This window comes from Ensifer sp. B1-9 (assembly GCF_050474445.1).
Lineage (GTDB): Bacteria > Pseudomonadota > Alphaproteobacteria > Rhizobiales > Rhizobiaceae > Ensifer.
This window is the reverse complement of sequence record NZ_JBCHVG010000006.1, coordinates 331,938-354,602: the sequence shown is the minus strand read 5'-3', so window position 1 is coordinate 354,602 and position 22,665 is coordinate 331,938. Positions and strand designations below refer to the sequence as shown.

Genomic DNA, 22,665 nt, shown 5'->3' with positions numbered 1-22,665 from the left:
TCAAAGGAGCAAAGACATGTCAGATCCCAATAACCCAACCGCCCTCAGCAGGCGCCAGCTTCTCGGCTCCACTGCCGCGGCGGCTGTCGCGGGTGCTGCGGCCGTCGGTGGCGCGGTTACGATTTCCACCGTTACGGCAGCACCGGCACTGGCAGCCGGTGGCCAGTCCATCGAAGTGAAGCCTGGTGAACTCGACGAATATTACGTGTTCTTCTCCGGCGGCCACAGCGGGGAGGTCCGCATCCTCGGCCTGCCGTCGATGCGCGAGCTGATGCGAATCCCGGTCTTCAACCGCGACAGCGCGACCGGCTGGGGCATGACGAACGAGAGCCGCAAGATCCTGACGGAGGGGCTCCTGCCGGAAACCAAGGAGTATCTGAAGGACAAGGGCGGCATCTATCTCAACGGCGACCTGCACCACCCGCACCCGTCCTTCACGGAAGGCACCTATGACGGGCGTTATCTCTTCGCAAACGACAAGGCCAATACGCGTGTCTGCCGCATCCGCCTCGACGTCATGAAGTGCGACAAGATCATCCAGTTGCCGAACCAGCATACAGTTCACGGTCTGCGCGTGCAGAAGTACCCGCGCACCGGCTACGTCTTCGCAAATGGCGAAGATCGCGTACCGATCCCGAACGACGGCTCGGTTCTCGACGACCACAAGCAGTATCACGCGATCTTTTCGGCGATCGACGGCGACACGATGAAGGTTGCATGGCAGGTCATGGTCGACGGTAATCTCGACAACGTCGACGCCGACTACCAGGGCAAATATGCCTTTGCCACCTGCTACAACTCCGAAGAAGGCGTGAACCTCGCCGAGATGATGGCGAAGGACCAGGACTGGATCGTCGTTTTCAACCTCAAGCGCATCGAGGAAGCGGTCGCGAAAGGCGACTTCAAGGAAATGGGCGGCGTTCCGGTTCTGGACGGCCGCAAGGGTTCCCCCTACACCCGCTATATTCCAGTTTCCAACGGCCCGCACGGCATGAATACGGCGCCGGACGGCATTCATATCGTCGCCAACGGCAAGCTGTCGCCGACCGTCACCGTCATGGACGTGCGCCTGTTCGACGACCTGTTCGACGACAAGATCAAGCCGCGTGACACGGTTGTTGCCGAACCGGAACTCGGGCTTGGACCGCTGCACACTGCCTATGACGGCCGGGGCAATTGCTACACGACGCTCTTCATCGACAGCCAGATCTGCAAGTGGAACCTTGAGGATGCAAGACGCGCCTACAAGGGCGAAAAGGTCAATCCGATCCGCCAGAAGCTCGATGTGCAGTATCAGCCCGGACACAACCACACGTCGATGGGGCAAACGAAGGAAGCCGACGGCAAGTGGCTGATTTCTCTAAACAAGTTCTCGAAGGACCGCTACCTGAACGTCGGCCCGCTGAAGCCGGAGAACGATCAGCTCATCGATATCTCGGGCGATGAAATGGTGCTGGTTCACGACAACCCGACCTTTGCCGAGCCGCATGACGCGACGATCGTTCACAACTCGAAGATCAACCCGGTCAGCATCTGGAGCCGCGACGACAGCTTCTTTGCCGATGCGGTCGCCCAGGCAAAGGCCGACAATATCGACTTGCTCGTCGATTCCGAGGTGATCCGCGACGGCAACAAGGTTCGCGTCTACATGACGTCGGCCGCGCCTGCCTTCGGCCTCGAGAGCTTCACGGTGAAGCAGGGCGATGAGGTAACCGTCTACGTCACCAACATCGACGAGGTGGAAGATCTCACGCACGGCTTCTCGATCATCAACTACGGCATCAACATGGAAGTTGCGCCGCAGGCGACAGCCTCGGTGACCTTCACCGCCGATAAGCCGGGCGTGTGGTGGTATTATTGCTCCTGGTTCTGCCACGCCATGCACATGGAGATGAAGGGCCGGATGTTCGTGGAGCCAAAGAAGGCATGATGCGTCTCCACGAGGCGGTAATGCTCGGGATGGTGGCGGCAGTCGCCGCCACCATCCCGGCAACGGCAGGGGCGGAAACGATCCGCCTCTCGCCTGCTACCGCGCCAGCCCTCCAGCAAGCGATCGATGCTGCCGAGCCCGGCGATGAACTGGTGCTGGAGAACGGAGAGTTTTACGGCCCGATCACGATCGGCACAGCTGTGACGCTGCGCGGCGAACCCGGCGCTGCAATCAAAGGCGACGGCAAGGGCAGCGTCGTCACCATCACCGCCGAAGACGTGGTCTTCAGCGGCATTACCGTCTCGGGATCGGGCAGCTCTCTCGAAGACATGAATTCGGGCGTCTTCGTTGCACAAACTGCCAGACGGGCCATCGTCGAGAAGAGCCGCATCGAGGGCAATCTCTACGGTATCTATCTGCACGGCGCCGAGAACTCGATTGCCCGCGACAACGTCATCATTGGCACCGGGGAAGGCCGGTTGAGCGAAACCGGCAACGGCGTGACGCTGTGGAATGCGCCGGGCGCGCGGGTGACCGGGAACGATATCAGCTTCGGGCGCGATGGCATCGCGACCAACGCCAGCAAGCGTAACGTCTTCAGTGGCAATCGCTTCAGCAATCTGCGTTTTGCCATCCATTACATGTACACCAACGACAGCGAGATCAGCGACAACATCTCCACCGGCAACTCGGTCGGCTATGCCATCATGTTCTCCAGCCGGCTGAAAATCACCGGCAACGTCTCCGATGGCGACCGCGACCACGGACTGCTTCTGAACTATGCCAATGGGTCAACCATCACCGGCAATATCGTCAAAGGACGCCTGCAGCCGGTCTCGCGCTGGGACGAGCGTGGCGTCCGGTCTCAGGAGCACGGAATTCCGGCGGCCGATGGCGATGCCGTCGAAGACAGGACGGGTATGCGGCCCGGTCCGGACAAGTGCGTGTTCATCTACAACGCCAACAAGAATCGCCTGCGGGACAACCTGTTCGAGGGCTGCGCGATCGGCATCCATTTCACTGCCGGTTCTGAAAGCAACAAACTGAGTGGCAACGCCTTTCTCGGCAACCGCAACCAGGTGAAGTATGTCGGCGCCCGCTATCTCGACTGGTCCGAGGATGGACGTGGCAATTATTGGAGCGACAATCCCGGCTTCGATCTCGATGGCGACGGCATCTCCGATAACGCCTACCGGCCCAACGATCTGATCGACCGGGTCCTCTGGACGGCACCGCAGGCGCGCGTGCTGACGAGCAGCCCTGCGGTCCAGGTCGTACGCTGGGCCCAGGCGCGGTTTCCCGCACTTCTGCCTGGCGGCGTCACCGACAGCCATCCGTTGATGGCGATCCCGCCACGAAAGGAACATGACCATGACCTCGACCGTTAGCGTCAAAGGGGTTTCGAAAAGATACGGCGGCAAGGTGCATGCCCTGCGTGCGCTTTCCTTCACCCTCGGCGAAGGCGAGACCGTAGCGCTCGTCGGCCACAATGGCGCCGGCAAGACGACGCTGATCAAGCTGCTGCTCGGGCTGATCCGCCCGACATCCGGCGAGGTACGTGTCCTCGGCGAAGATCCGGCAAACGGCGATTTCGCCGTCCGCCGGGCGCTTGGCTATCTTCCGGAAAGCGTATCGTTCCATATGGCGCTGACGGGGCGTGAAACGCTCTCCTTCTACGCGCGCCTGAAACGGGTGGATATCCGATGCGCAGACGAACTCTTCGAGCGTGTCGGGCTCGCGATCAGCGCCGCCGACCGCCCCATCCGCACCTATTCCAAGGGCATGCGGCAAAGGCTTGGGCTGGCGCAGGCGCTGTTGGGCGCACCAAAAGTGCTGTTTCTCGACGAACCGACGAGCGGTCTCGATCCGGCGCTACGGCGCAATTTCTATACTCTTATCGATGAACTACGCGCTGGCGGAACGACGATCCTCCTGTCCTCGCATGCGCTTGGGGAACTTGAGGATCGCGCCGGGCGGGTAATCATCATCAACCGCGGTTCGCAGATCGCCGACGGAACCATCGACGACCTCAGGCGGATCGCCAGCCTGCCGTCCCGAATCCGCGTGCGGCCTGTCTCCAGCGAAAAGCCCGACCTTCTCAACGAGGCCGGCGTCCGATGGACAGAAGCGGGCGACGGCAGCCTGGAGGCCGAGGTGGCCCATTCCGAAAGACTTCCTTTGTTGCACCGCCTCAGCGACGCGGCCTCCGGGATCGACACGTTGACGATGATAGAGCCGACGCTCGACGACCTCTACGCGCATTTCCTGAACAGCCAGGAGGCGGCGTGATGCAAAACATCCTGATTATCGCGGCCAAGGAAGTTCGCGAGGGCATGCGAAATCGCTGGGTCCTTGCGACGACGTTGGTCCTCGCCGCCCTTGCCCTCACGCTGACTTTCCTCGGAAGCGCGCCCACCGGCAATGTCGGCGCGAGCCGTCTCGACGTCGTGATCGTCAGCCTTTCGAGCCTGACGATCTTTCTGGCGCCGCTGATCGCCCTTCTGATTTCGCACGATGCCATCGTCGGCGAAGTCGAACGCGGCACCATGCTGCTACTGCTCGGCTATCCCATTGGACGCGGCCAGATCGTGCTCGGCAAATTCCTCGGCCATATCGCCATACTGTGCTTCGCAACCATTTGCGGCTACGGCGCAGCCGCCATTGCGCTGGCCATGATGGGCGGCGCAACGGACGTGCAAAGTTGGCTCGCCTTCGTTTCCATGACCGGGTCGTCCGTCCTGCTTGGTGCGGTCTTCGTTGCAATCGGCTATTTCGTGAGTGCGAGTGCGGGCGAGCGCAGCACCGCGGGCGGCATTGCCATCGGCCTCTGGCTTTTTTTCGTGCTGATCTACGACATGGCACTGCTGGGTGGGCTCGTGGCAGCGCAAGGCCGTTCACTGCCGGATGGCCTGCTCGACCTCTTGCTGCTTGCCAATCCGACCGATGCCTATCGGCTTCTCAATCTCGGCAGCGGCGGCGCTGCCGCGCTCTCCGGCATGGGCGGAGTTGCCAAGAACTCGATCCTCACAGGCGAGGTTCTGCTTGCGGCGCTTTGTGCCTGGACAGCCGCGCCGCTCGCGCTTGCCACTCTGCTTTTCTCCAGGAGGGACATTTGAAACCCGTCCGCTTCGCCCTCATCGTCGCAGCATCGCTGCTGCTTATTGCCTGCGAGAACCAGGAGCAGGCCGAGATGCCTGCGCCCTATGCCCTCACCCAGGACGCCATGGGCCGCTATTGCGGCATGAACGTATTGGAACACGCCGGCCCCAAGGGCCAGATCATCCTTGAGAAGATACCGGAAGCGATATGGTTCTCGTCGGCGCGCGACACCGTTGCCTTCACCATGCTGCCTGACGAGCCCAAGGAAATTGCCGCCATCTATGTATCCGACATGGGCAAGGCGCCGAGCTGGGAAAAACCCGGCGCCGATAACTGGATCGACGCGCGCAAGGCGGTTTTCGTCATCGACAGCCGGCTTAGAGGCGGCATGGGCGCCGAAGAAGCGGTTCCCTTCTCCTCGCAGGAAGCTGCAAAGGCCTTCGTTGTCGAGAATGGCGGCCGCATCGTGAATTTCGCCGATCTTCCCGAAAGCTACATCCTGGGCGCCGGTGAAGAGAGCAACGACAATGCCACAGCACCGGGAGAACAGGATCATGGATAAGCCCATCGGCCGCCGGCGTTTCATCACGATCATGGCTGCTTTCGCCGGCTTGCCGCTGCTGCGGGGAAAAGGGTGGGCGGCGCTGCCGTCAGAACCTGTCGTCTGGCACGGTCAGGCTCTGGGGGCGCCGGCCACACTCGTTCTCAATCATCAAGACCGGGCGCAAGCCCAGGCGCTGATCACCCGAGTGGTGGCAGAGGTTCGGCGCCTAGAGGATATCTTCAGCCTTTACCGTGACGATTCGGCCCTTAGCCAACTGAATCGCCTTGGCGCCCTTGCGGCCCCGCCAACAGAGCTTGTGGAACTCCTTGAAATATCCGGGCGTTTTCACGGTCTCACCGGTGGTCGATTCGAGCCCGCGATACAGCCACTTTGGGCGCTTTACGCCCGGCACTTCGCGAGGCCGGATGCCGATCCTGCCGGACCATCATATGGCGAGGTGCGCGAGGCGCTGGCCCTGGCCGATTTTGCGCAAGTGCGCATCGACCGCAATCGCATCGCTTTCTCCCGGCGGGGCATGGCGCTGACACTCAACGGCATCGCTCAGGGCTACGTCACCGATCGCGTCGTCGGTCTGTTGCGTGAGGCCGGCGTTACCAGCAGCCTCGTCGACATGGGCGAGAACCGCGCCATCGGTTCAAGGGCCGACGGGCAACCCTGGCGCATCGGCCTTGCCGACTTTGAGGATGCGGATGATGTCAACACGACCCTGGACGTCACCGACCGCGCAGTTGCGACATCCTCCGGGCAAGGGTTCCAGTTCGACGCCGAAGGCCGTTTCAGCCACATTCTGGACCCACGAAGCGGCGCCACCGCTAAGCGCTATGCCCGGGTCTCGGTCGTTGCGCCGGAGGCTTCGACCGCGGATGCCCTTTCGACGGCGTTTTCGCTGATGGCGCGTGATGAGATCGATGCACTGGCAAAGCAGCAGGCCTCGGTCGATGTACATCTCAAAAGCCGTTGATGCCGCCTCGCCGATGGACGGGAGTTGACTGGACGGATGTCTCGTTCCGGGGCCTGCCGGATACGGGGAGTCTGGCGCTTTGATTGCGAACGACCGGCAGCTCGAACAGCCGGTCGTCGATCTGACGCCATTGGGCGATCCGCCTCCGTTCCTTGCCATTGATCGCTGAGACATGCCATTTAGGTCCCATGCAAATCGGCCGGGAAGGATCGATTGCAGCACAGGCAGCACTGCGGGCCCTACCGCCAGGCAGGCTCGCGCATGTCAGGAGAACTTATGTTTGACCACGTCAAATTCGGCGTCAGGGACTTTGCCGTGAGCAAAGCCTTCTACCTTAGGGCACTCGAGCCGCTCGGTGTGACTATCATTGCAGAAGGCGAACCCTCCTACGGTGTCGAACTCAGCGCAAAGGGTAAGGCTTCATTGTGCCTGCACCAGACCGAGGAAAAGCCGGCCCATCTTCACATCGCTTTCGCGGCCGACAGCCGCCAGCAAGTCGACGCGTTTTATCGCGCGGCTCTGGAAGCGGGTGGCAAAGATAACGGCGCACCTGGACTGCGCCCGCGCTACCACGCGAACTACTACGCGGCTTTCGTGCTTTGTCCGGACGGGCACAACATCGAAGCGGTTTGCCACGAACCTGAAGCCTGACGGAACCGGTCGAACGTCTCCGCAGGCGCGTAGCCCTCCGTCGATGCGGAGGGCCATCTCATCGCACTACTGAACCGCGGCGGTTCCATAGACGAGGTTCGGAAGCCACAGCGAGAGCTGTGGAAACATGCTGAGCATGACCAGAAGGACCATCATCATCGCGAGATAGGGCAGCACCTCGCGCGCATAAGCCATCATCGGCACCTTCAGCACCATGGACGAGATGTACATCAGGCCGCCGACCGGGGGCGTGATGCCGGCGATCGTGAGATTGGTGATGAAAACCACCCCGAAATGCACACGATCGATGCCGACGCCGTCGATGATCGGGATCAGCATCGGGGTCAGGATAATGAGCGCAGCCGACCCTTCGATCGCCGTTCCGATGATGATCAGGAGAACGTTGATGAGGAGCAGCATCAAAAGCGGATTGTCGGTTGCACCGCCCAGCCAACCGGACATCGCTTGCGGCACCTGTTCCCAGGCGAGATAGAAACCGAAAGCCGCCGCAGCACAGATCATGATCATGACGACGGAGGAATCGCGCACCGACTCTGCGAGCACCTCCGGGATCTGGCGGAGCGTAAATTCGCGGTAGCCGAAGACGGCGACGAACAACACATAGACCACCACCACGGCGCCGGCCTCGGTGGTGGTGAAGATGCCGTAGCGCGTACCGGCGAAGATCACGATCGGGATAGACAAGGCCCAAAGCCCGTCGATCAGCGCCCGGGTGCCCTCCGCCCGGGTGGCGCGCTCCTTGCGGAGCGGCTTGTAGCCGCGCTTACGGGCGATGAAGTAGGTGGTGACCATCAGCCCGGCCGCAAGCACAAGTCCCGGTACGACACCGGCGGCAAAGAGCCGGCCGATCGAGGTCTCCGCGAGAAAGCCATAAACGATGAGACCGATCGAGGGCGGGATAAGACTGGTGATGATGGATGCCGACGAGGTGATGACCGCCGCGAAGGCGCGGCTGTAACCCCTTTCGGCCATCTCGACGCCAAGGGTCTTGGCGAGCATCGCGGCATCGGCGTTGGCAGACGCTGTAAGGCCGCCGAGCAAGGTGCCAAGCACGGTGCACATCTGCGCCAGAGCGCCGGTCATATGGCCGACCATCACGTCGGCAAGCGCCAGCAGACGGCGGGTTATCCCCGATGCATTCATGATGCAGCCGGCAAGCACGAAGAGCGGCAACGCCAACAGGGAAACCGACTGGCTACCCTCTGCCATCTCCTGGGCGAAGTTGGCGAGCGGGATCATGTCCATGTTGATGACGAAGAAGGCGAGTGCTCCGATCGCCATGGCCCAGGTGATGGGCGTCGACAACAGGAAGAGGACGACGACCAGCAGCGAGGGGCCGGCCAGATGGAAGAAGGTCATATCAGCGATTCCACATTGCGATGCAGGCGGGCGGTCCACGGTCTTTCGACAACGAGGTGCTGGACCAGCATGCCGGCCGAAGCGAGCGCCAGCGGCCCGTAGGAAAGACTGCGTGATAGATCGAGCGCGATCGTGTGCACGTGGCGCGACGTCCAGGCCTGCCAGGAGAAGAGGATCGTCATGGCGATGAAGAACAGGGCCAGCAGAAGGTAGTTGAACCAGGCGACCGCCTTCTGCCAGCCCGAGGGGAACGCTGCGACGAGAACGTCGATGGCCGCATGAGTGCCGAGGCGGACACCGGCGACTGCACCGAAGAAGACGAGATAGGCAAAGGCCATGATCGCCAGTTCGTAGGTCCAGGCCGCCGGCTGCGGAAAGATGTAGCGGCTGATCACTCCCCAAAGAATCGAAAAGACGATGACGAGCAGTGCCGCAACGCCAATCGCCTCATCGGCACGGCGCAGGCTGAGCAGAGGAATTGCTTCCTCCTGTGGTCGTGAGGTTTCCATGGTTGTCTCGATATCCTAGAGGGCGGAATGGGAATGGCGGCGACGCCGAGCCGACGGCATGAATGCGGCCGCGCGCCACGCCCGCTCGAGCGCTTACTCGGCCATTGCCTTCTGCACCTGATCGTACATCCCAGGTGTGATATTCGGCACCTTCTCGTAAGCCGCACGCGAGGCTTCGATGAAGGCCGGGATATCGATGTCGGTGACGATCTCGACGCCGGAAGCTGCGAGCTGCTTGGCGTAGGCATCGTCCGTTTCGAGCGTCATCTCAGTCAGTTCCTTGGCGATCGTCCGGCCTTCCTCGATCAGGATCTTCTGCAGGTCTTCCGGCAGGCCGTTGAAGAACTGGCTGGAAGCGACCCAGGCCGTGAACATGATCTGGTGCCCGGTCTTCGAAATCACCTTTCGGGTTTCGTTCAGCTTCGCGCCGGCGATCGAGCCGAACGGACCTTCGGCGGCGTCGACGACACCCGTCTGCAGGGCGTTGTAAACGTCGCCCCACGGCAACTCCGTCGGCCGGGCGCCATAGTTGGCGAAGGTGGCCATCATGATCGGCGACGACGGCACGCGAATGGTGACACCGGCAAGGTCGGCCGGTGAGCGAACCGGCTTGTTGGCGATGATATGGCGATAGCCGAAAAGGCCATTCGGCATGATGATCTTGATGCCCTGCGCCTCGAGCTTGCCGGAAAGCTCCTTGTAGAGATCCGACGCAAAGAGACGATCGGTCGCTGCCAGATCCGGATAGACATAGGGGCCGGCCAGAATGGACAGATCCGGCACGAACTGGCCGAGTTGGCCATAGTCCGTAGCGCTGAGCAGGCTCGCGCCGCTCATGACCATTTCGTTGACCTTCTTCTGTGCCCCGAGCTGATCGCCGGTCATCACCGTGATGGCGATGCGGCCGCCTGAACGTTGGCCGACGCGCCCGGCATAGGTCTTCATCGCTTTGACGATCGGTTCGTTGGGGTTCACCTGCGAGGTCGAGAACCGCAGGCTGTATTCCTGAGCGTTGGCGATACCGCAATAGGAAAGAGCGGCCATGGCGGCCGCGACGATCAAGGTCTTCATCAGTTCCTCCTCTTTCCGGACTCCCCTCCGGAATGCACAACGGATGAATGATCTATTCATGAATGAACTTAAGCGTCAAGAGCACAATGCCGCCCGTTGGAAGAGGCAGGTATGAAAACAAAAAGCCGGAGCGATCTGTCACCGCTCCGGCTTTTAACAATCTGAATGATGTATTCTTATATAAACTTCTTCATCACCCGCGGAATGTGTAGTCCGCGATCGACTGAGGCTTCATCTCGATCGAGAAGCCGGGCATTTGCGGCGGCATATAGGCCGCGTTTTCAATCACGCACGGGTCGACGAAGTGTTCGTGGAGATGGTCGACATACTCGATGACGCGCCCCTCTTTCGTGCCGGAGACGGCAACGTAGTCGATCATCGACAGATGCTGGACGTATTCGCAGAGCCCTACTCCGCCGGCATGCGGCCAGACGGGCAGACCGTATTTGGCCGCGACCAGCAACACCGCCAAAACCTCGTTCAACCCACCCATGCGGCAACTATCGATCTGGACGATATCGATCGCACCCTCGGCGATGAATTGCTTGAACATGATGCGGTTCTGGCACATCTCGCCGGTCGCGACCTTCACCGGCCCGATCGCCTCGCGGATCTTGCGGTGACCGGCGACATCGTCGGGGCTTGTCGGCTCCTCGATGAAGAACGGCTTTGCGAAGGCAAGCTCTTTCACCCAATCGATCGCCTCACCGACCTCCCATACCTGATTGGCATCGATCATCAGATAACGGTCCGGACCGATCACTTCGCGTGCGATGGTGAGCCGCCGGATGTCGTCGGCAAGATCGCGGCCGACCTTCATCTTGATATGGTTGAAACCCTGATCGATCGCTTCCTGGGCAAGCCGCCTGAGCTTGTCGTCGTCATAACCGAGCCAGCCGGCCGAGGTCGTGTAGCAGGCATAGCCTTCGCTCTCGAGCGTCGCAATGCGGGCCGCCTTTCCTGGCTCGGCCTTCTTGAGGATGTTGATCGCCTCGTCGCGGGTCAGCACATCGGTCATGTAGCGATAGTCGATGATATCGGCGATCTCTTCCGGCGACATGTCGGATACCAGGCGCCAGACGGGTTTGCCGATCTCCTTGGCAAGCAGGTCCCATACGGCATTGACCACGGCGCCGGTCGCGAGATGGATCGCCCCCTTTTCGGGACCGATCCAGCGCAGCTGGCTGTCGCTCGTGAGGTGCCGCCAGAAGCGGCCCGGATTGGCGAGGATGTCCGCCGTGTCCTGACCGACGATCAGGTGCTGCATGGCCCTGATTGCCATGCAGCAGATGTCGTTGCCCCGGCCGATCGTAAAGGTGAGACCATGGCCCGCTACGCCCTCCTTGTCGGTGTCGAGGATGACATAGGCCGCGGAATAGTCCGGGTCTGGGTTCATGGCATCGGATCCGTCGAGGCCCTGCGAGGTTGGAAAGCGCAGGTCGAAGACGCGCAGATTGGTGATGCGGGTCATGGTCACTCCAGTCGGTAGAACTTAATCGTCCGCGCGTACGTTCTGCTTCTGGCTGCCGAGGCCCTCGATGCCGAGTTCGACGACATCGCCGGCCTTGAGATAACGCGGCGGCTTCATGCCCATGCCGACGCCGGGCGGCGTGCCGGTGGAGATGATGTCACCAGGCTGCAGCGACATGAACTGCGACAGGTAGGAGACCAGATGGGCAACGCCATAGACCATGGTCTTGGAGGAACCGTTCTGCATGGTCTCGCCATTGACCTTCAGCCACATCGGCAAGTTCTGCGGATCCGGCACCTCGTCCTTGGTTACCAGCCAGGGGCCGGTCGGGCCGAAGGTGTCGCAGGACTTGCCCTTGGTCCACTGGCCCTGCCGCTCGATCTGGAAGGCGCGCTCGGAGACATCGTGCACAACGCAGTAGCCGGCGACATAGTCGAGTGCTTCGGCTTCGCTCACGTACTTCGCCTTGCGGCCGATGACGACGCCGAGTTCGACTTCCCAGTCGGTTTTGGTCGAACCGCGCGGGATCAAGAGATCGTCATCGGGGCCGACGATCGCCGAAGTCGCCTTCATGAAGATGATCGGCTCCGGCGGAACCGTGGCGCCGGTTTCAGCCGCGTGATCGGAATAGTTGAGGCCGATGCAGATGAACTTGCCGGTTCCGGCAACACACGGGCCGAGCCGCTGGTTGCCGACAACGGCAGGCAGACCGGCAAGATCGAGCGACTTCAGTTCCGCCAGTTTGTCGGGATCGAGTGCCGCACCGGAGAGGTCGGCCACATGACCGGAAAGGTCACGCAGCGTGCCGTTCGCATCGAGAATACCCGGCTTTTCGTGACCCGGAACGCCGTAACGCAGAAGCTTCATATCTTAAATCCTTGAACTCGGTGGTCAGATGGTCCAGCCGCCATCGATGGCATAGGCTTGGCCGGTCGTATAGGTAGCGCTCGCAAGATGAACGGCGAGCGCGGCGATCTCTTCCGGAGTGCCGAGGCGGCCCATCGGCTGGCGGGCGATGAAGGCGGCTCGCGCCGTCTCATAATCGCCCTGCGCCCGCATGCGATCCTGCAGCGACGGGCTTTCAACGGTGCCTGGGCAAATGGCGTTGCAGCGAATGCCCTGGGAGACGTAATCGGCGGCGACGGCTTTGGTGAGGCCAATGACGGCTGCCTTGGTCACGCCATAAGCAAACCGGTTCGGCACGCCCTTGATGCTGGAGGCGACCGAAGCCATGTTGATGATGGCGCCATCCTTGCGCTCGAGCATGCCCGGAAGCACCGCGCGAATGGTGCGGATCATCGCCTTGACGTTGAGGTCGAGGGCGAATTCGAGATCGGAATCCTTCATCTCCAGGATCGAACCCGCATGCACGAAGCCGGCGCAGTTGAAGAGGACATCGACGGCGCCAATCTTTGCGACAAGCGCTTCGACCGCTTGCGTGTCGAGGACGTCGAGCCGGTGCGTCGCGACATCGGCTTCCTTGGCAAGTGCCGCAAGCGCTTCCGCGTTGATATCCGTCGCGTGAACCTTCGCGCCGGCCTTTGCAAAGGCCAAGGCCGAAGCACGTCCGATGCCTTGAGCGGCAGCCGTAATCAGGACGACCTTGCCTTTAAGATCCGCTGTCATTTTTGATCCCTCATGCTTTGCGTTCGACGACCAGGATGTGGTCGGCGGCGAGAACGACCTCGCCACGCTGGTTGATAACTTCTAACCGTTCCACGACGCGTCCCGATTTCGGCCGTTTCGGATCCTCCTCCTTGGCGGATATCGTCACACGGGTGCGGATCGTATCGCCGATATGGACCGGACGCACGAAACGCAGACGATCATAGCCGTAGGAAAAGGCAACTGGATTGATCAGCGATGCGGTGAGCCCCACGCCGATCGAAAAGATCATGGTGCCATGGGCAATACGCTGGCCGCCCGGCAGTGTCTTGGCGAACTCCGCATCCATGTGGTGCGGAAAGAAATCGCCGGTGTGGCCGGCATGAACGACGAAGTCGGTCTCGGTAATCGTGCGGCCCGTCGTCAGGCGCTCATGTCCCAACTTGTAGTCTTCGAAATGGATGATCTGTTCTGACATGTCAGCGTCCCGGAAGCGGCGCGATCGCCGTTGCCGGCGCGGCACTCGATTGATAGGCGGCCTCGACCAGGGCCATCGTCTGCCAGGCGTCCTCCACCGAGCCGATCAGTTCCTCGTCCTCGCCTGCAGCAAAGCGCTGCAGATTGGCCATGCGGTTGACGAAGGCATCGGGGAACCATGCACCTTCGAGCCCTACGGCGACCCAGTCGGCGGAACCTGCCGGCCGGATCCAGAGCTCATCCGGCTCGCCGCGGGGATAGTCGAGATTGACGCCGAGCTTGACGTAGGCGGCACCGGACGTGCCGGAAATACGGAATTCGCAGGCCTGGAACTTGCGGCCGAAATCATGGTCGTGGTTGACCGAAAGCGCGCAGCGGACGCGAGTGCCATAGTCGAGGATCGCAGCCGTGCGCGTCTGAGCGACTCCATGGTTCGGATGGCCGATCGTCTTGGCATGCACGCCCAAGGGATTGCCGAGCAGGCCACGCACCAGATCCAGATAGTGGATCGAGTGCATGGCGATCTCTATGCGTGGCAGGCCTTTCAGGAACGGCCACAGGCCCCAGGGAGTGGCAAGCGCCAGCCAGGCGTCGAAATCGACGACCTCTCCGAGGTGCCCCTTGGCGATGGCATCCTGTAAAGCCAGCATCATCGGCGCGAAGCGAAGCTGGAAGTTGACGGCAGCCTTGAGCTTGCGCGCGCGGCAGATCTCGAGAATGATGGTCGCCGCTTCGAGGTCAGAGCCCAAGGGTTTCTGGATCAGCGCCGCGGCGCCGATCGGCAGCTTGGCAAGGATGGCGGCATGCGCGGAAGGCGGCGTCGCCAGATCGAAGATTGCATCGGTGGTCGCGAACGCTTCGTTCTCACTTGAGTAGGCGCGAATGCCCCACGTTTCCGCAAGCTGCAATGCCTTGGCATGGTCCGGATCATAGATCCCGGCAACGGGGAACCCGGCCTTGCGATAGGCCGGCAGATGCGCATCACCGACGATGCTGCCAGCGCCGAAGATCACGATCGGTCGTGGCTTGCTCGGCTTCGGCCACCACTGCCTGAGCGTGCCAGGATCGAAACGCTCAGCCATGATGGAAAACCTCTTCCATCATCGCCCACCACTCGTCCTCTTTTCTGGTTTCAAGCGGCTTCTGGCACGGCATGCAGACCGACCACCATTCCTGGTTCTTCGGATGCGCCGCCATCTTGGCCATGTCCGTTTCGAAATCGGTGCCGACATATTCCCAATAGCCGAACAGCAGGTTTTCCGGCTCCTTGAGGAAGATCGAGTAGTTGGTGACGTTGCATTCGGAAATCAGGCTAAGGATCTCCGGCCAGACAGCGGCATGCAAGGCCTTGTACTCGGCAACCTTCGACGCTTCGAGACCGATCACCATTCCCATTCGCTGCATGATGACCTCCACATTGTTGGTATTGCGCAATTCCGAACGCAAAACCGCTCCACACTTTTGCTGGAATTGCTCTAGCCACGAAACTCGCGGGTGAATTCGCTGATCGAGCGAGAGCGGACCGCGTCCCAATCCCAGGCGATGCCGATACCGGGCTCTGCCGGCGCGACGGCGCGACCGTCGCGAATCTCCATGCCCTTGGTCGTCAGATCATCGAGTTGCGGAATGTATTCGACATATTTGCCGTTGGGCACGGCGCAGACGAGGCTGACATGCAGTTCCATCAGGAAGTGCGGGCAGACCGGAATGTCGAAGGCTTCCGCCGCATGTGCGACCTTGAGCCAAGGCGTAATGCCGCCAATGCGGGCGACATCGACCTGCACGATCGAGCAGGCGCCCTTCTGCATGTATTCGCGGAAATGACGGATCGAATACATGGATTCACCGACGGCGATCGGGGTCGGTGTCGAGCGTGTCAGCCGGATGTGGCCGTCGAGATCGTCGGCCGGCAGCGGTTCCTCGATCCAGGCGAGATCGAGCTCCTTCAGCCGTGACGCGCGGCGGACCGCTTCGTCGACGGTAAAGCCCTGATTGCAGTCGGTCATGATCTCGAAGCCGTCGCCGAGCGCCTTGCGCATCGCCGACAGACGATCATAATCCTCCGACCCGTGCGGCTTGCCGATCTTCACCTTCGAACCGGAAAAGCCTTTGGCCTTGGCGACAAGCGCATCCTCGACCAGCGCTTCCTTCTCGATATGCAGCCAGCCGCCCTCGGTCGTGTAAAGCGGGCAGCTCTCCTTGGCGCCACCGGCAAGCTTCCAGAGCGGCAGCTTCTGCTTTTTGGCACGCAGGTCCCAAAGGGCCGTGTCAACTGCGGCCAGCGCCAGCGCTGTTATCGCGCCGATGGTCGTCGCATGGGTGGCAAATTCCATCTTGTGCCAGATCGCCTCGATGCAATCGGCATCCTCGCCAATCAGGATCGGTACGAGATGATCGGAGAGCAGCCGCATCACCGAGGAGCCGCCCGTGCCGATCGTATAGCTGTAGCCGGTGCCGGTTGCGCCATCGGAATCGGTGATGATGACGATCGGCGTTTCCTGGCTGACGAAGCTCTGGATCGCATCAGTCCGCTTCACCTTCGGCGGCAAATCGACCATGCGAAGTTCAATTTTCTCGATTCTTGCCATGTCAGCCTTCCAGAGCCTTGCCGGTCTCGATGTCGAAGAGATGCGCGCGCGACAGATCGAAGCTCATGCGCACCTTCTCGCCCGAAGCGAGCGGACGCGGATTGAGCATGCGCGAGACCCAGTCGCGGCCATTGAATTGAATGAAGACGAGCGTCTCGTTGCCGAGCGGTTCGGTGATCGACACCGGCAGTTCGACCTCGTGTACGGCCGCCGGATCGCCGGCATGCAGGCCGTGACCGCTCGGATAGATATCGTCGGGCCTGAGGCCAAACGTCACCTTCCGGCCCGGACGCAGCGCGTTTGCAAATCGCGGCGGGATCGGCAGGCGGACGCCGCTCACAAAGACCAGCGCACCGTTGTCGACGATCGCCTCGTCCATGTTCATCGGCGGCGAACCGATGAAGCCGGCGACGAACTTGGTGGCCGGGCGCTGGAACACCTCTTCCGGCGTGCCAACCTGCTCGATATGGCCGTCGCGCATGATGACGATCCGGTCGGACAGCGTCATCGCCTCGACCTGGTCATGGGTGACGTAGATCATCGTCGCCTGCATGCGGGCATGCAACTTCTTGATCTCGGTGCGCACCTGCGTGCGCAGCTTCGCATCGAGGTTCGACAAGGGTTCGTCGAACAGGAAGACGTCCGGCTGGCGCACGATCGCGCGCCCCATGGCGACGCGTTGACGCTGCCCCCCGGAAAGCTGCGAGGGACGACGCTCCAAGAGATGGCCGAGATCGAGAATGGCGGCGGCTTCGGCGACACGCGCCTTGATTTCATCCGGCGAGCGCCCGGCGATCTTCAGCGAGAAACCCATGTTCTCGGCGACAGTCATATGCGGATAGAGCGCATAGGACTGGAACACCATGGAGATGTTGCGCGCCCGCGGCGGCAGTTCGTTGACCTTGCGGCCGCCGATCTCAATCGCACCGTCGCTGACGTCCTCGAGACCTGCGATCATGCGCAGCGTCGTCGACTTGCCGCAGCCGGACGGGCCGACGAGCGCGATGAACTCGCGATCCTTCACTTCAAGGTCGATGCCGTGGACGACCTCGAGCGCGCCGTAGCGCTTGACGAGTTTCCTGAGGGTGACAGGAGCCATGAATGATTATCCTTTCACCGCGCCGAAGGTGAGGCCCGAGACGAGGTGCTTCTGAATGATGAAGGTAAGGGTCAGGGCCGGGATGATCATGACAACGGCAAGCGCACACATGCCGCGCCAGTCGATGGTGAATTCGGCGGTATAGTCGAGCAGCCCGACCGGCAGGGTCTTGGAATTGACCGAGCGAGTGATCTGCGAGGCAAGCGCATACTCGTTCCAGGAGGTGAGGAAGGCGAAGATGCCGGCGGAAGCGATGCCGGGGCCTGCGAGCGGAAACTCCACCTGCCAGAATGCTTGCCAGGGTGTGCAGCCGTCGATCTGCGCGGCCTCGGCGAGATCCTTCGGCACCTGGCGGAAGAAGCCGTCGATCAGCCAGATGGTGAAGGGCACGTTGAGTGCGACATAGGTCAGGATCAATGAGAAGTGGGTATCGATGATGCCGGTGCGGGCGTAGATCATGAAGAGCGGCAATGACAGGGCAATGCCGGGCACCGCCCGCGTCAGCATGAAGCCGAGGAAGATCGCCGACTTCGCCTTGAAGCGGTAGCGCGCAAACGCGTAGCCGCCGGCCATGCCGATCGCGAGCGCGATCGCCGTCGACGTCACCGAGATGATCAGGGAATTGCGGAAATAGTCCCAGACGGGAACGCCGCCCTGCCCTGCGCCCGAGAACATGGCGCGATAGGCTTCGAGCGAAATGTTTTCCGGGATCCAGACCGGCGGTTTTGCCATGATCTCGACAGTCGGGCGCAGCGACGAAAGTACGATCCAGAGGCCGGGCAAGCAGATGACGAGCATCGCCAGGAACAGGCCGATCAGGTGGCCGGCCTTCAAGAGGCGGCGGCGCAGACGATGCGAGGCGTTGATATCCATTACCACTCGGCTCCGATCTGCTGGCGCGCTGCGGCAAGCTTGCGGAAGAAATAGACCGTGAAGACTATCGACAGCAGGATCGCGACATAGGCCATGGCGTTGGCAAGCCCCATGCGGGCATCGGCATAGGCCGTGCGGCCGACGAGCGTCCAAAGCAGCTCGGTACGCTTGGCCGGACCGCCATCGGTCATGATCTTGACGATGTCATAGGCCCGCGCCACGTCCAGCGACCGGATCGTCATTGCGATGAAGGCGAAAGGCATGAGATAGGGCCAGGTGACATAGCGGAAGGTCTGCCAGGGCGTGCAGCCATCGACATGGGCGGCTTCCACCGGGTCCTTCGGCATGGCGAGCAGACCGGCGAGGATCAGGATCGCAAAGACGGCGGTCGACGACCAGACCTCGGCGATGATGATCGAGATGAGCGCGAGATTGCCGTCGATCAGCCAGGGGATCGCCTGGTCAGTCAGACCCAGTGACTGCAGCGCATTGTTGACGAAACCGATATTGTCGTTGAACAGGAACTTGAACTGGAAGCCCACCAGCACCGGCGAAAACATCATCGGAAACATCATCGCAGTGCGCAGCAGGCGCTGACCATGGGTCGCCTTGTTGACGAGCAGCGCCAGCCCGAGACCGAGCAGCATTTCGGCGTTGAGCGCCACAGTCAGCAATAGCACGGTGCGGCCGAAAGCAACCCAGAACTCGGCGTTACCCAGCACGGTTGCGTAGTTACGCAGGCCGACAAAGACCCACAGCGTCTCCGGCTTGGTCAAGCGGAAGGGCGTGAAGCTCGAATAGAAGGAAAAGATGAGCGGCAAAACGATCACCGCCGCGAGCACGACGAAGGCCGGAAGCAGAAGCAGGGCCGGTGCTGACAATTTCTTGAGCTTCATCGGGCAGTCCTGAGGATTGCATGAAATGGCTGAGGCGCCGCCGCAGAGCCCGAAGGCACCGGCGCCGCCTCCTTGGCCACGGTCAGAGCTTGCCGGCGTCTTCCAGGATGCCGGTCGCCTTTTCGGCGGCGGCGTCGAGCGCTTCCTTCGACGTCTTGTCGCCGAGGATGGCGGCCTGCAGTTCCGGATAGACGGCGTTCGAAATTTCGATCCACTCGGCCGTTTTCGGAACTGGGAATGCATGCTTGGCGGCTTCCTGGAAAGCCTGCAGCACTTCAGTCTTATAGGCGTCGCCTGCGGCAGCCTTGATATTGTATTCCCAGACCGCGGTGCGGGTCGGCAACGGCCCGGCCGCTGATTCCAGCTTCTGGCTGTCCTCGTTGGTCAGCCACCAGACGAGCGAGGCGGCCGCCTCCTTGTTGGCGCAAGCCTCGGTGACCGAGAAGCCGTGATGGCCCGACCAGCCAGTGCGCTTGCCGGAGGAGCCGGCCGGCTGCACCTTCACGCCGACATTGCCGGCAACCTTGGAGGACTTCGGGTCGTTGAAGAAGCTTGCCCAGCCAGGCCAGTCGAGATTGAGGGCGATCGAGCCCGACGCGAAGCCCTGGCCAAGGTCATCCCAGAGATAGTTGGTGGTGCCCGGCGGAACCGCCTTGTCCTTGTAGAGCTTGACGAACCAGTCGAGCGCCCGCACGCCGGCTTCGGAATTGAAGGCCGGGCGGCCGTCCTTGTCCAGATATTCGCCACCCTCGGCGACCAGCATTTCATAGAAGCGGCCGTTGATCGCCTCTTCCTTGCCGGCGAACTGGGTGCCGTAGAAGTTCGGCGGGGCTGAGAAGAACTCGGCCTGGTCGCTGACCTGAGCCCAGGTGTCCGGCGGCGCGAGGTCGTAGCCGTATTTCGCCTTGAAGGCAGTCTTTTTGGCTTCGTCCTGGTAGAGGCTCTTCTGGTAGTAGAGCGCCGACACGTCGAACTGAGCACGCGGCAGCATCACCAATTTGCCGTCGAGCGTCGAGGCATCGATCAGGGCCGGCACGAACTTGGCGATCTCTTCGGGCGGCAACAGCGCGAGCAGGTCGGTATAGATGTCAGGATATTGCGGAGCGAAAGAAGAGTGGTTGGAGCCCACGCACCAGCTGACGCCGCCGGTCGCGATGTCCGACTTGATTTCCTTGTCGAGCTCGAAGTGGTTCTTCTTCGACAGGATGTTGACCTTGGCGCCGGTCGCCTTCTCCCACTCGCCGATACGCTCGTAGAGCTTCTCGTATTGTTGTCCGCCGATCAGCTTGGCGTCGATCGTGACGCCCTCAAACTTGCCGGGCAGGTCCGCGGCCATGGCCGTCCCCAGTCCTGCGGCAAGCATGATGACACCGGCGGACACGCCGGATAGCAGCCTTCTCATCTCCACTCCTCCCAGGTTCACGCCCTCATCCCGACGCGATGTTCTCATTTGTGAGAAACTAATTCATATACAAACAACAAATTTATCCAGCGTCAAGGGCGAACTTTCCTTTGTCGACGCCATTCTCTGCGTATATGGATATGAATATTCACCAAGGAGGGATCTCATGGACACCGAAGAGTCTGACCGCTATCGCGCGCCCGCCCTCGACAAGGGGCTCGACATTCTCGAGCTGCTTGCCAGCGTTGACGGCGGCCTGACGCAGGCCGAGATTTCCAAGCGCCTGAACCGCAGCCCCAACGAGTTTTACCGCATGCTCGACCGGTTGGTGCGACGCGGCTACGTCACCCGCATCGACGGCGACCGCTATTCCCTGACCTTGAAACTGTTCGGACTTTCGCAACTCCATGCGCCGGTGCGCAGGCTCGCGTCCTATGCAACGCCGCTGATGCGGGATCTGGCGCAACGCTCCAAGCAGGCGAACCACCTCGCTGTCTTCGACCGTGGCTCGGCCGTGGTGATCGCCCAGCAGGAAGCGCCTGATTACTGGGGCATCTCGATCCGGGTCGGCTCGCACATCAGCCTGTTCGACACCGGTTCCGGCCATATCCTGCTTGCCTTCCGCTCAGCCGAAGAGCGCGAGATGATGATCGCCGAACACGCTAAGAGCAAAGACGAGGTCCCGCGCGGGTCGGAGTTCTACGCGCGTCTCGACCAGATTCGCGAACGCGGCTACGAGATGATGGCAAGCGCCCAGACGGCGGGCGTCTATAACCTGTCGGCGCCGATCCTCGGCCCCGATGGCCGCGGCATCGCCGCACTGACAGTACCCTATATCGCTCTGGTCAATGCGCCTTCGGCTCCCGACATTACCGAAACGATAGCCTTGCTGCTGAAGACCGCCGAACAATTGTCGACTCTCGCAGGTTCAGACGTGGCTCCGGCAGCCGATTGACGGCCACGGCCGACGGCACTAATTCTTATTTGAATAGCCAATTCTTATGTAAGAGTTCTATCCGGAGGGAGAAGCGCCTTGATCATCGACACCCATCTTCACCTCATCGACAGGTCGAAGCTCACCTATCCCTGGCTCTCCGGTGTGCCGGCGCTCGACCATGACTTCCTTTACGCGACCTATGAGCGCGAGGCGCGGCGGCTTGGCATCGAGGCAAGCCTGCACATGGAGGTCGATGTCGCCCCTTCGGAGATCGAGGAGGAAACGGCAGAAATAGAACGGCTCGCACAAGATCCGGAAAGCCTACTCAAGGGCGCCATCGCCGCCTGCCGGCCCGAAGACGATGGGTTCGAGGCTTATCTCGAGCGGCAGGACGCAAACGTTTTCGTCAAAGGCTTCCGCCGCGTGCTGCATGTCATGCCGGATGACCTGTCCGAAGCGTCGCGCTTTCGCGACAACATCCGCAGGCTCGGCGGGCGCCGCTTCACCTTCGACCTCTGCGTCTTGCCGCACCAGATCCCGAAGGCGATCGCACTTGTCGATCTGGCACCCGACGTTCAATTCATCCTCGACCATTGCGGCGTTCCCGACATTCGCGCCGGCGCCGAGCATCCCTGGCGCGATCAGATGAGCGAGATTGCGCGACGACCAAATGTCACGGCGAAAATCTCGGGCGTCGTCGCTTATGCCGACGAGGCTTGGCGGGTCGAGACGCTGCGCCCCTATGTCGAACATACGATCCGCATCTTCGGCTGGGATCGGGTAGTCTGGGGAAGCGACTGGCCGGTCTGCACGCTCGGCGGAAACCTTTCAACCTGGGTCGGCGCGACCCACGCCCTGCTCGAAGGCTGCAGCGCGGACGAGAAACGCAAGCTGCTCGCCGACAATGCACTCCGGATCTGGAGGCTCGGTGAGAGCAATTCCAAGAAAGTGTGAACGGTTTCCGTCCGGAATTGCGCGGACGAAATTGACCGCGGCGGATCATGGAAAGCTGCATCCAGGGCTACATCATGGCGACTGACCTCGGGCGCATGACGCACAAGGTGCAGGCCTATTTCATGGTTCACATGGACAATATCCGGGCCGAGACGATCGCGTCCAGTTCGAACGCGCGATCGTTGGGTTTTCGCAGG

At 61.5% G+C, this 22,665-nt stretch carries 23 protein-coding genes; 9 read left to right on the top strand and 14 right to left on the bottom strand.

Going from position 1 to position 22,665, the window contains the following annotated elements:
- Positions 1-16 precede the first annotated feature (16 nt).
- The 7 genes from nosZ (at position 17) to ACQ5BM_RS13605 (ending at position 7,206) form a co-directional block, all read left to right on the top strand.
- Complete coding sequence (gene nosZ, locus ACQ5BM_RS13635) at positions 17-1,930, top strand: TAT-dependent nitrous-oxide reductase (protein ID WP_429811827.1); 1,914 nt, start codon at positions 17-19, stop codon at positions 1,928-1,930.
- Positions 1,930-3,318 (top strand): nitrous oxide reductase family maturation protein NosD, encoded by a 1,389-nt coding sequence (locus tag ACQ5BM_RS13630; protein WP_429812046.1) that lies wholly within the window; start codon positions 1,930-1,932, stop codon positions 3,316-3,318. The genes nosZ and ACQ5BM_RS13630 overlap by 1 nt, the downstream gene beginning before the upstream one ends.
- Positions 3,302-4,219 carry an ATP-binding cassette domain-containing protein gene (locus ACQ5BM_RS13625; protein WP_429811825.1) on the top strand — a complete coding sequence of 306 codons (918 nt, stop codon included), beginning with the start codon at positions 3,302-3,304 and terminating at the stop codon, positions 4,217-4,219. Before ACQ5BM_RS13630 ends, ACQ5BM_RS13625 begins: the two co-directional genes overlap by 17 nt.
- The gene (locus tag ACQ5BM_RS13620; protein WP_429811824.1) at positions 4,219-5,046 is read left to right on the top strand and encodes an ABC transporter permease; all 828 of its coding nucleotides are present in this window, start codon (positions 4,219-4,221) and stop codon (positions 5,044-5,046) included. Before ACQ5BM_RS13625 ends, ACQ5BM_RS13620 begins: the two co-directional genes overlap by 1 nt.
- Positions 5,043-5,591 (top strand): nitrous oxide reductase accessory protein NosL, encoded by a 549-nt coding sequence (locus ACQ5BM_RS13615; RefSeq protein WP_429811822.1) that lies wholly within the window; start codon positions 5,043-5,045, stop codon positions 5,589-5,591. Before ACQ5BM_RS13620 ends, ACQ5BM_RS13615 begins: the two co-directional genes overlap by 4 nt.
- Positions 5,584-6,555 (top strand): FAD:protein FMN transferase, encoded by a 972-nt coding sequence (locus ACQ5BM_RS13610; protein ID WP_429811820.1) that lies wholly within the window; start codon positions 5,584-5,586, stop codon positions 6,553-6,555. The genes ACQ5BM_RS13615 and ACQ5BM_RS13610 overlap by 8 nt, the downstream gene beginning before the upstream one ends.
- A gap of 276 nt (positions 6,556-6,831) precedes the next feature.
- Positions 6,832-7,206, top strand: coding sequence for a VOC family protein (locus ACQ5BM_RS13605; protein WP_429811817.1), 375 nt, complete (start codon positions 6,832-6,834; stop codon positions 7,204-7,206).
- 66 nt (positions 7,207-7,272) lie between these two features.
- On the opposite strand, the gene ACQ5BM_RS13600 is transcribed toward ACQ5BM_RS13605, so the two are convergent.
- The 14 genes from ACQ5BM_RS13600 to ACQ5BM_RS13535 form a co-directional block, all read right to left on the bottom strand.
- Positions 7,273-8,586 (bottom strand): TRAP transporter large permease, encoded by a 1,314-nt coding sequence (locus ACQ5BM_RS13600; protein ID WP_429811814.1) that lies wholly within the window; start codon positions 8,584-8,586, stop codon positions 7,273-7,275.
- Entirely contained in the window at positions 8,583-9,095 is a 513-nt protein-coding gene (locus ACQ5BM_RS13595) for a TRAP transporter small permease (protein WP_429811811.1), read from the bottom strand. Before ACQ5BM_RS13595 ends, ACQ5BM_RS13600 begins: the two co-directional genes overlap by 4 nt.
- A 93-nt stretch (positions 9,096-9,188) precedes the next feature.
- Positions 9,189-10,166 carry a C4-dicarboxylate TRAP transporter substrate-binding protein gene (locus ACQ5BM_RS13590; protein WP_429811808.1) on the bottom strand — a complete coding sequence of 326 codons (978 nt, stop codon included), beginning with the start codon at positions 10,164-10,166 and terminating at the stop codon, positions 9,189-9,191.
- Between the two features lie 193 nt (positions 10,167-10,359).
- The gene (locus tag ACQ5BM_RS13585; RefSeq protein WP_429811806.1) at positions 10,360-11,637 is read right to left on the bottom strand and encodes an L-fuconate dehydratase; all 1,278 of its coding nucleotides are present in this window, start codon (positions 11,635-11,637) and stop codon (positions 10,360-10,362) included.
- A 21-nt stretch (positions 11,638-11,658) separates the two neighbouring features.
- Positions 11,659-12,504, bottom strand: coding sequence for a fumarylacetoacetate hydrolase family protein (locus ACQ5BM_RS13580; RefSeq protein WP_429811804.1), 846 nt, complete (start codon positions 12,502-12,504; stop codon positions 11,659-11,661).
- A 24-nt stretch (positions 12,505-12,528) separates the two neighbouring features.
- Positions 12,529-13,263 (bottom strand): SDR family oxidoreductase, encoded by a 735-nt coding sequence (locus ACQ5BM_RS13575; RefSeq protein WP_429811802.1) that lies wholly within the window; start codon positions 13,261-13,263, stop codon positions 12,529-12,531.
- Between the two features lie 10 nt (positions 13,264-13,273).
- Positions 13,274-13,720 carry a MaoC/PaaZ C-terminal domain-containing protein gene (locus tag ACQ5BM_RS13570; protein ID WP_429811801.1) on the bottom strand — a complete coding sequence of 149 codons (447 nt, stop codon included), beginning with the start codon at positions 13,718-13,720 and terminating at the stop codon, positions 13,274-13,276.
- Position 13,721: 1 nt separating this feature from the next.
- A complete protein-coding gene (locus tag ACQ5BM_RS13565; RefSeq protein WP_429811799.1) occupies positions 13,722-14,801 on the bottom strand; it encodes a Gfo/Idh/MocA family protein in 1,080 nt (359 codons plus the stop codon).
- On the bottom strand, positions 14,794-15,123 hold the full coding sequence (locus ACQ5BM_RS13560) for an L-rhamnose mutarotase (RefSeq protein WP_429811797.1): 330 nt from the start codon (positions 15,121-15,123) through the stop codon (positions 14,794-14,796). The genes ACQ5BM_RS13565 and ACQ5BM_RS13560 overlap by 8 nt, the downstream gene beginning before the upstream one ends.
- 71 nt (positions 15,124-15,194) lie before the next feature.
- On the bottom strand, positions 15,195-16,307 hold the full coding sequence (locus tag ACQ5BM_RS13555; protein ID WP_429811795.1) for a mandelate racemase/muconate lactonizing enzyme family protein: 1,113 nt from the start codon (positions 16,305-16,307) through the stop codon (positions 15,195-15,197).
- Between the two features lies 1 nt (position 16,308).
- The gene (locus ACQ5BM_RS13550) at positions 16,309-17,406 is read right to left on the bottom strand and encodes an ABC transporter ATP-binding protein (RefSeq protein WP_429811793.1); all 1,098 of its coding nucleotides are present in this window, start codon (positions 17,404-17,406) and stop codon (positions 16,309-16,311) included.
- A gap of 6 nt (positions 17,407-17,412) precedes the next feature.
- Positions 17,413-18,279 carry a carbohydrate ABC transporter permease gene (locus ACQ5BM_RS13545; protein WP_429811791.1) on the bottom strand — a complete coding sequence of 289 codons (867 nt, stop codon included), beginning with the start codon at positions 18,277-18,279 and terminating at the stop codon, positions 17,413-17,415.
- The gene (locus ACQ5BM_RS13540; protein WP_429811788.1) at positions 18,279-19,175 is read right to left on the bottom strand and encodes a carbohydrate ABC transporter permease; all 897 of its coding nucleotides are present in this window, start codon (positions 19,173-19,175) and stop codon (positions 18,279-18,281) included. Before ACQ5BM_RS13540 ends, ACQ5BM_RS13545 begins: the two co-directional genes overlap by 1 nt.
- A gap of 82 nt (positions 19,176-19,257) precedes the next feature.
- Complete coding sequence (locus ACQ5BM_RS13535; RefSeq protein WP_429811786.1) at positions 19,258-20,577, bottom strand: ABC transporter substrate-binding protein; 1,320 nt, start codon at positions 20,575-20,577, stop codon at positions 19,258-19,260.
- Between the two features lie 166 nt (positions 20,578-20,743).
- Between ACQ5BM_RS13535 and ACQ5BM_RS13530 the strand changes: the two genes are divergently transcribed.
- Together ACQ5BM_RS13530 and ACQ5BM_RS13525 are read left to right on the top strand one after the other, a co-directional pair.
- Positions 20,744-21,532 (top strand): IclR family transcriptional regulator, encoded by a 789-nt coding sequence (locus tag ACQ5BM_RS13530; protein WP_429811784.1) that lies wholly within the window; start codon positions 20,744-20,746, stop codon positions 21,530-21,532.
- Between the two features lie 78 nt (positions 21,533-21,610).
- Positions 21,611-22,468 carry an amidohydrolase family protein gene (locus ACQ5BM_RS13525; RefSeq protein ID WP_429811782.1) on the top strand — a complete coding sequence of 286 codons (858 nt, stop codon included), beginning with the start codon at positions 21,611-21,613 and terminating at the stop codon, positions 22,466-22,468.
- Positions 22,469-22,665 lie beyond the last annotated feature (197 nt).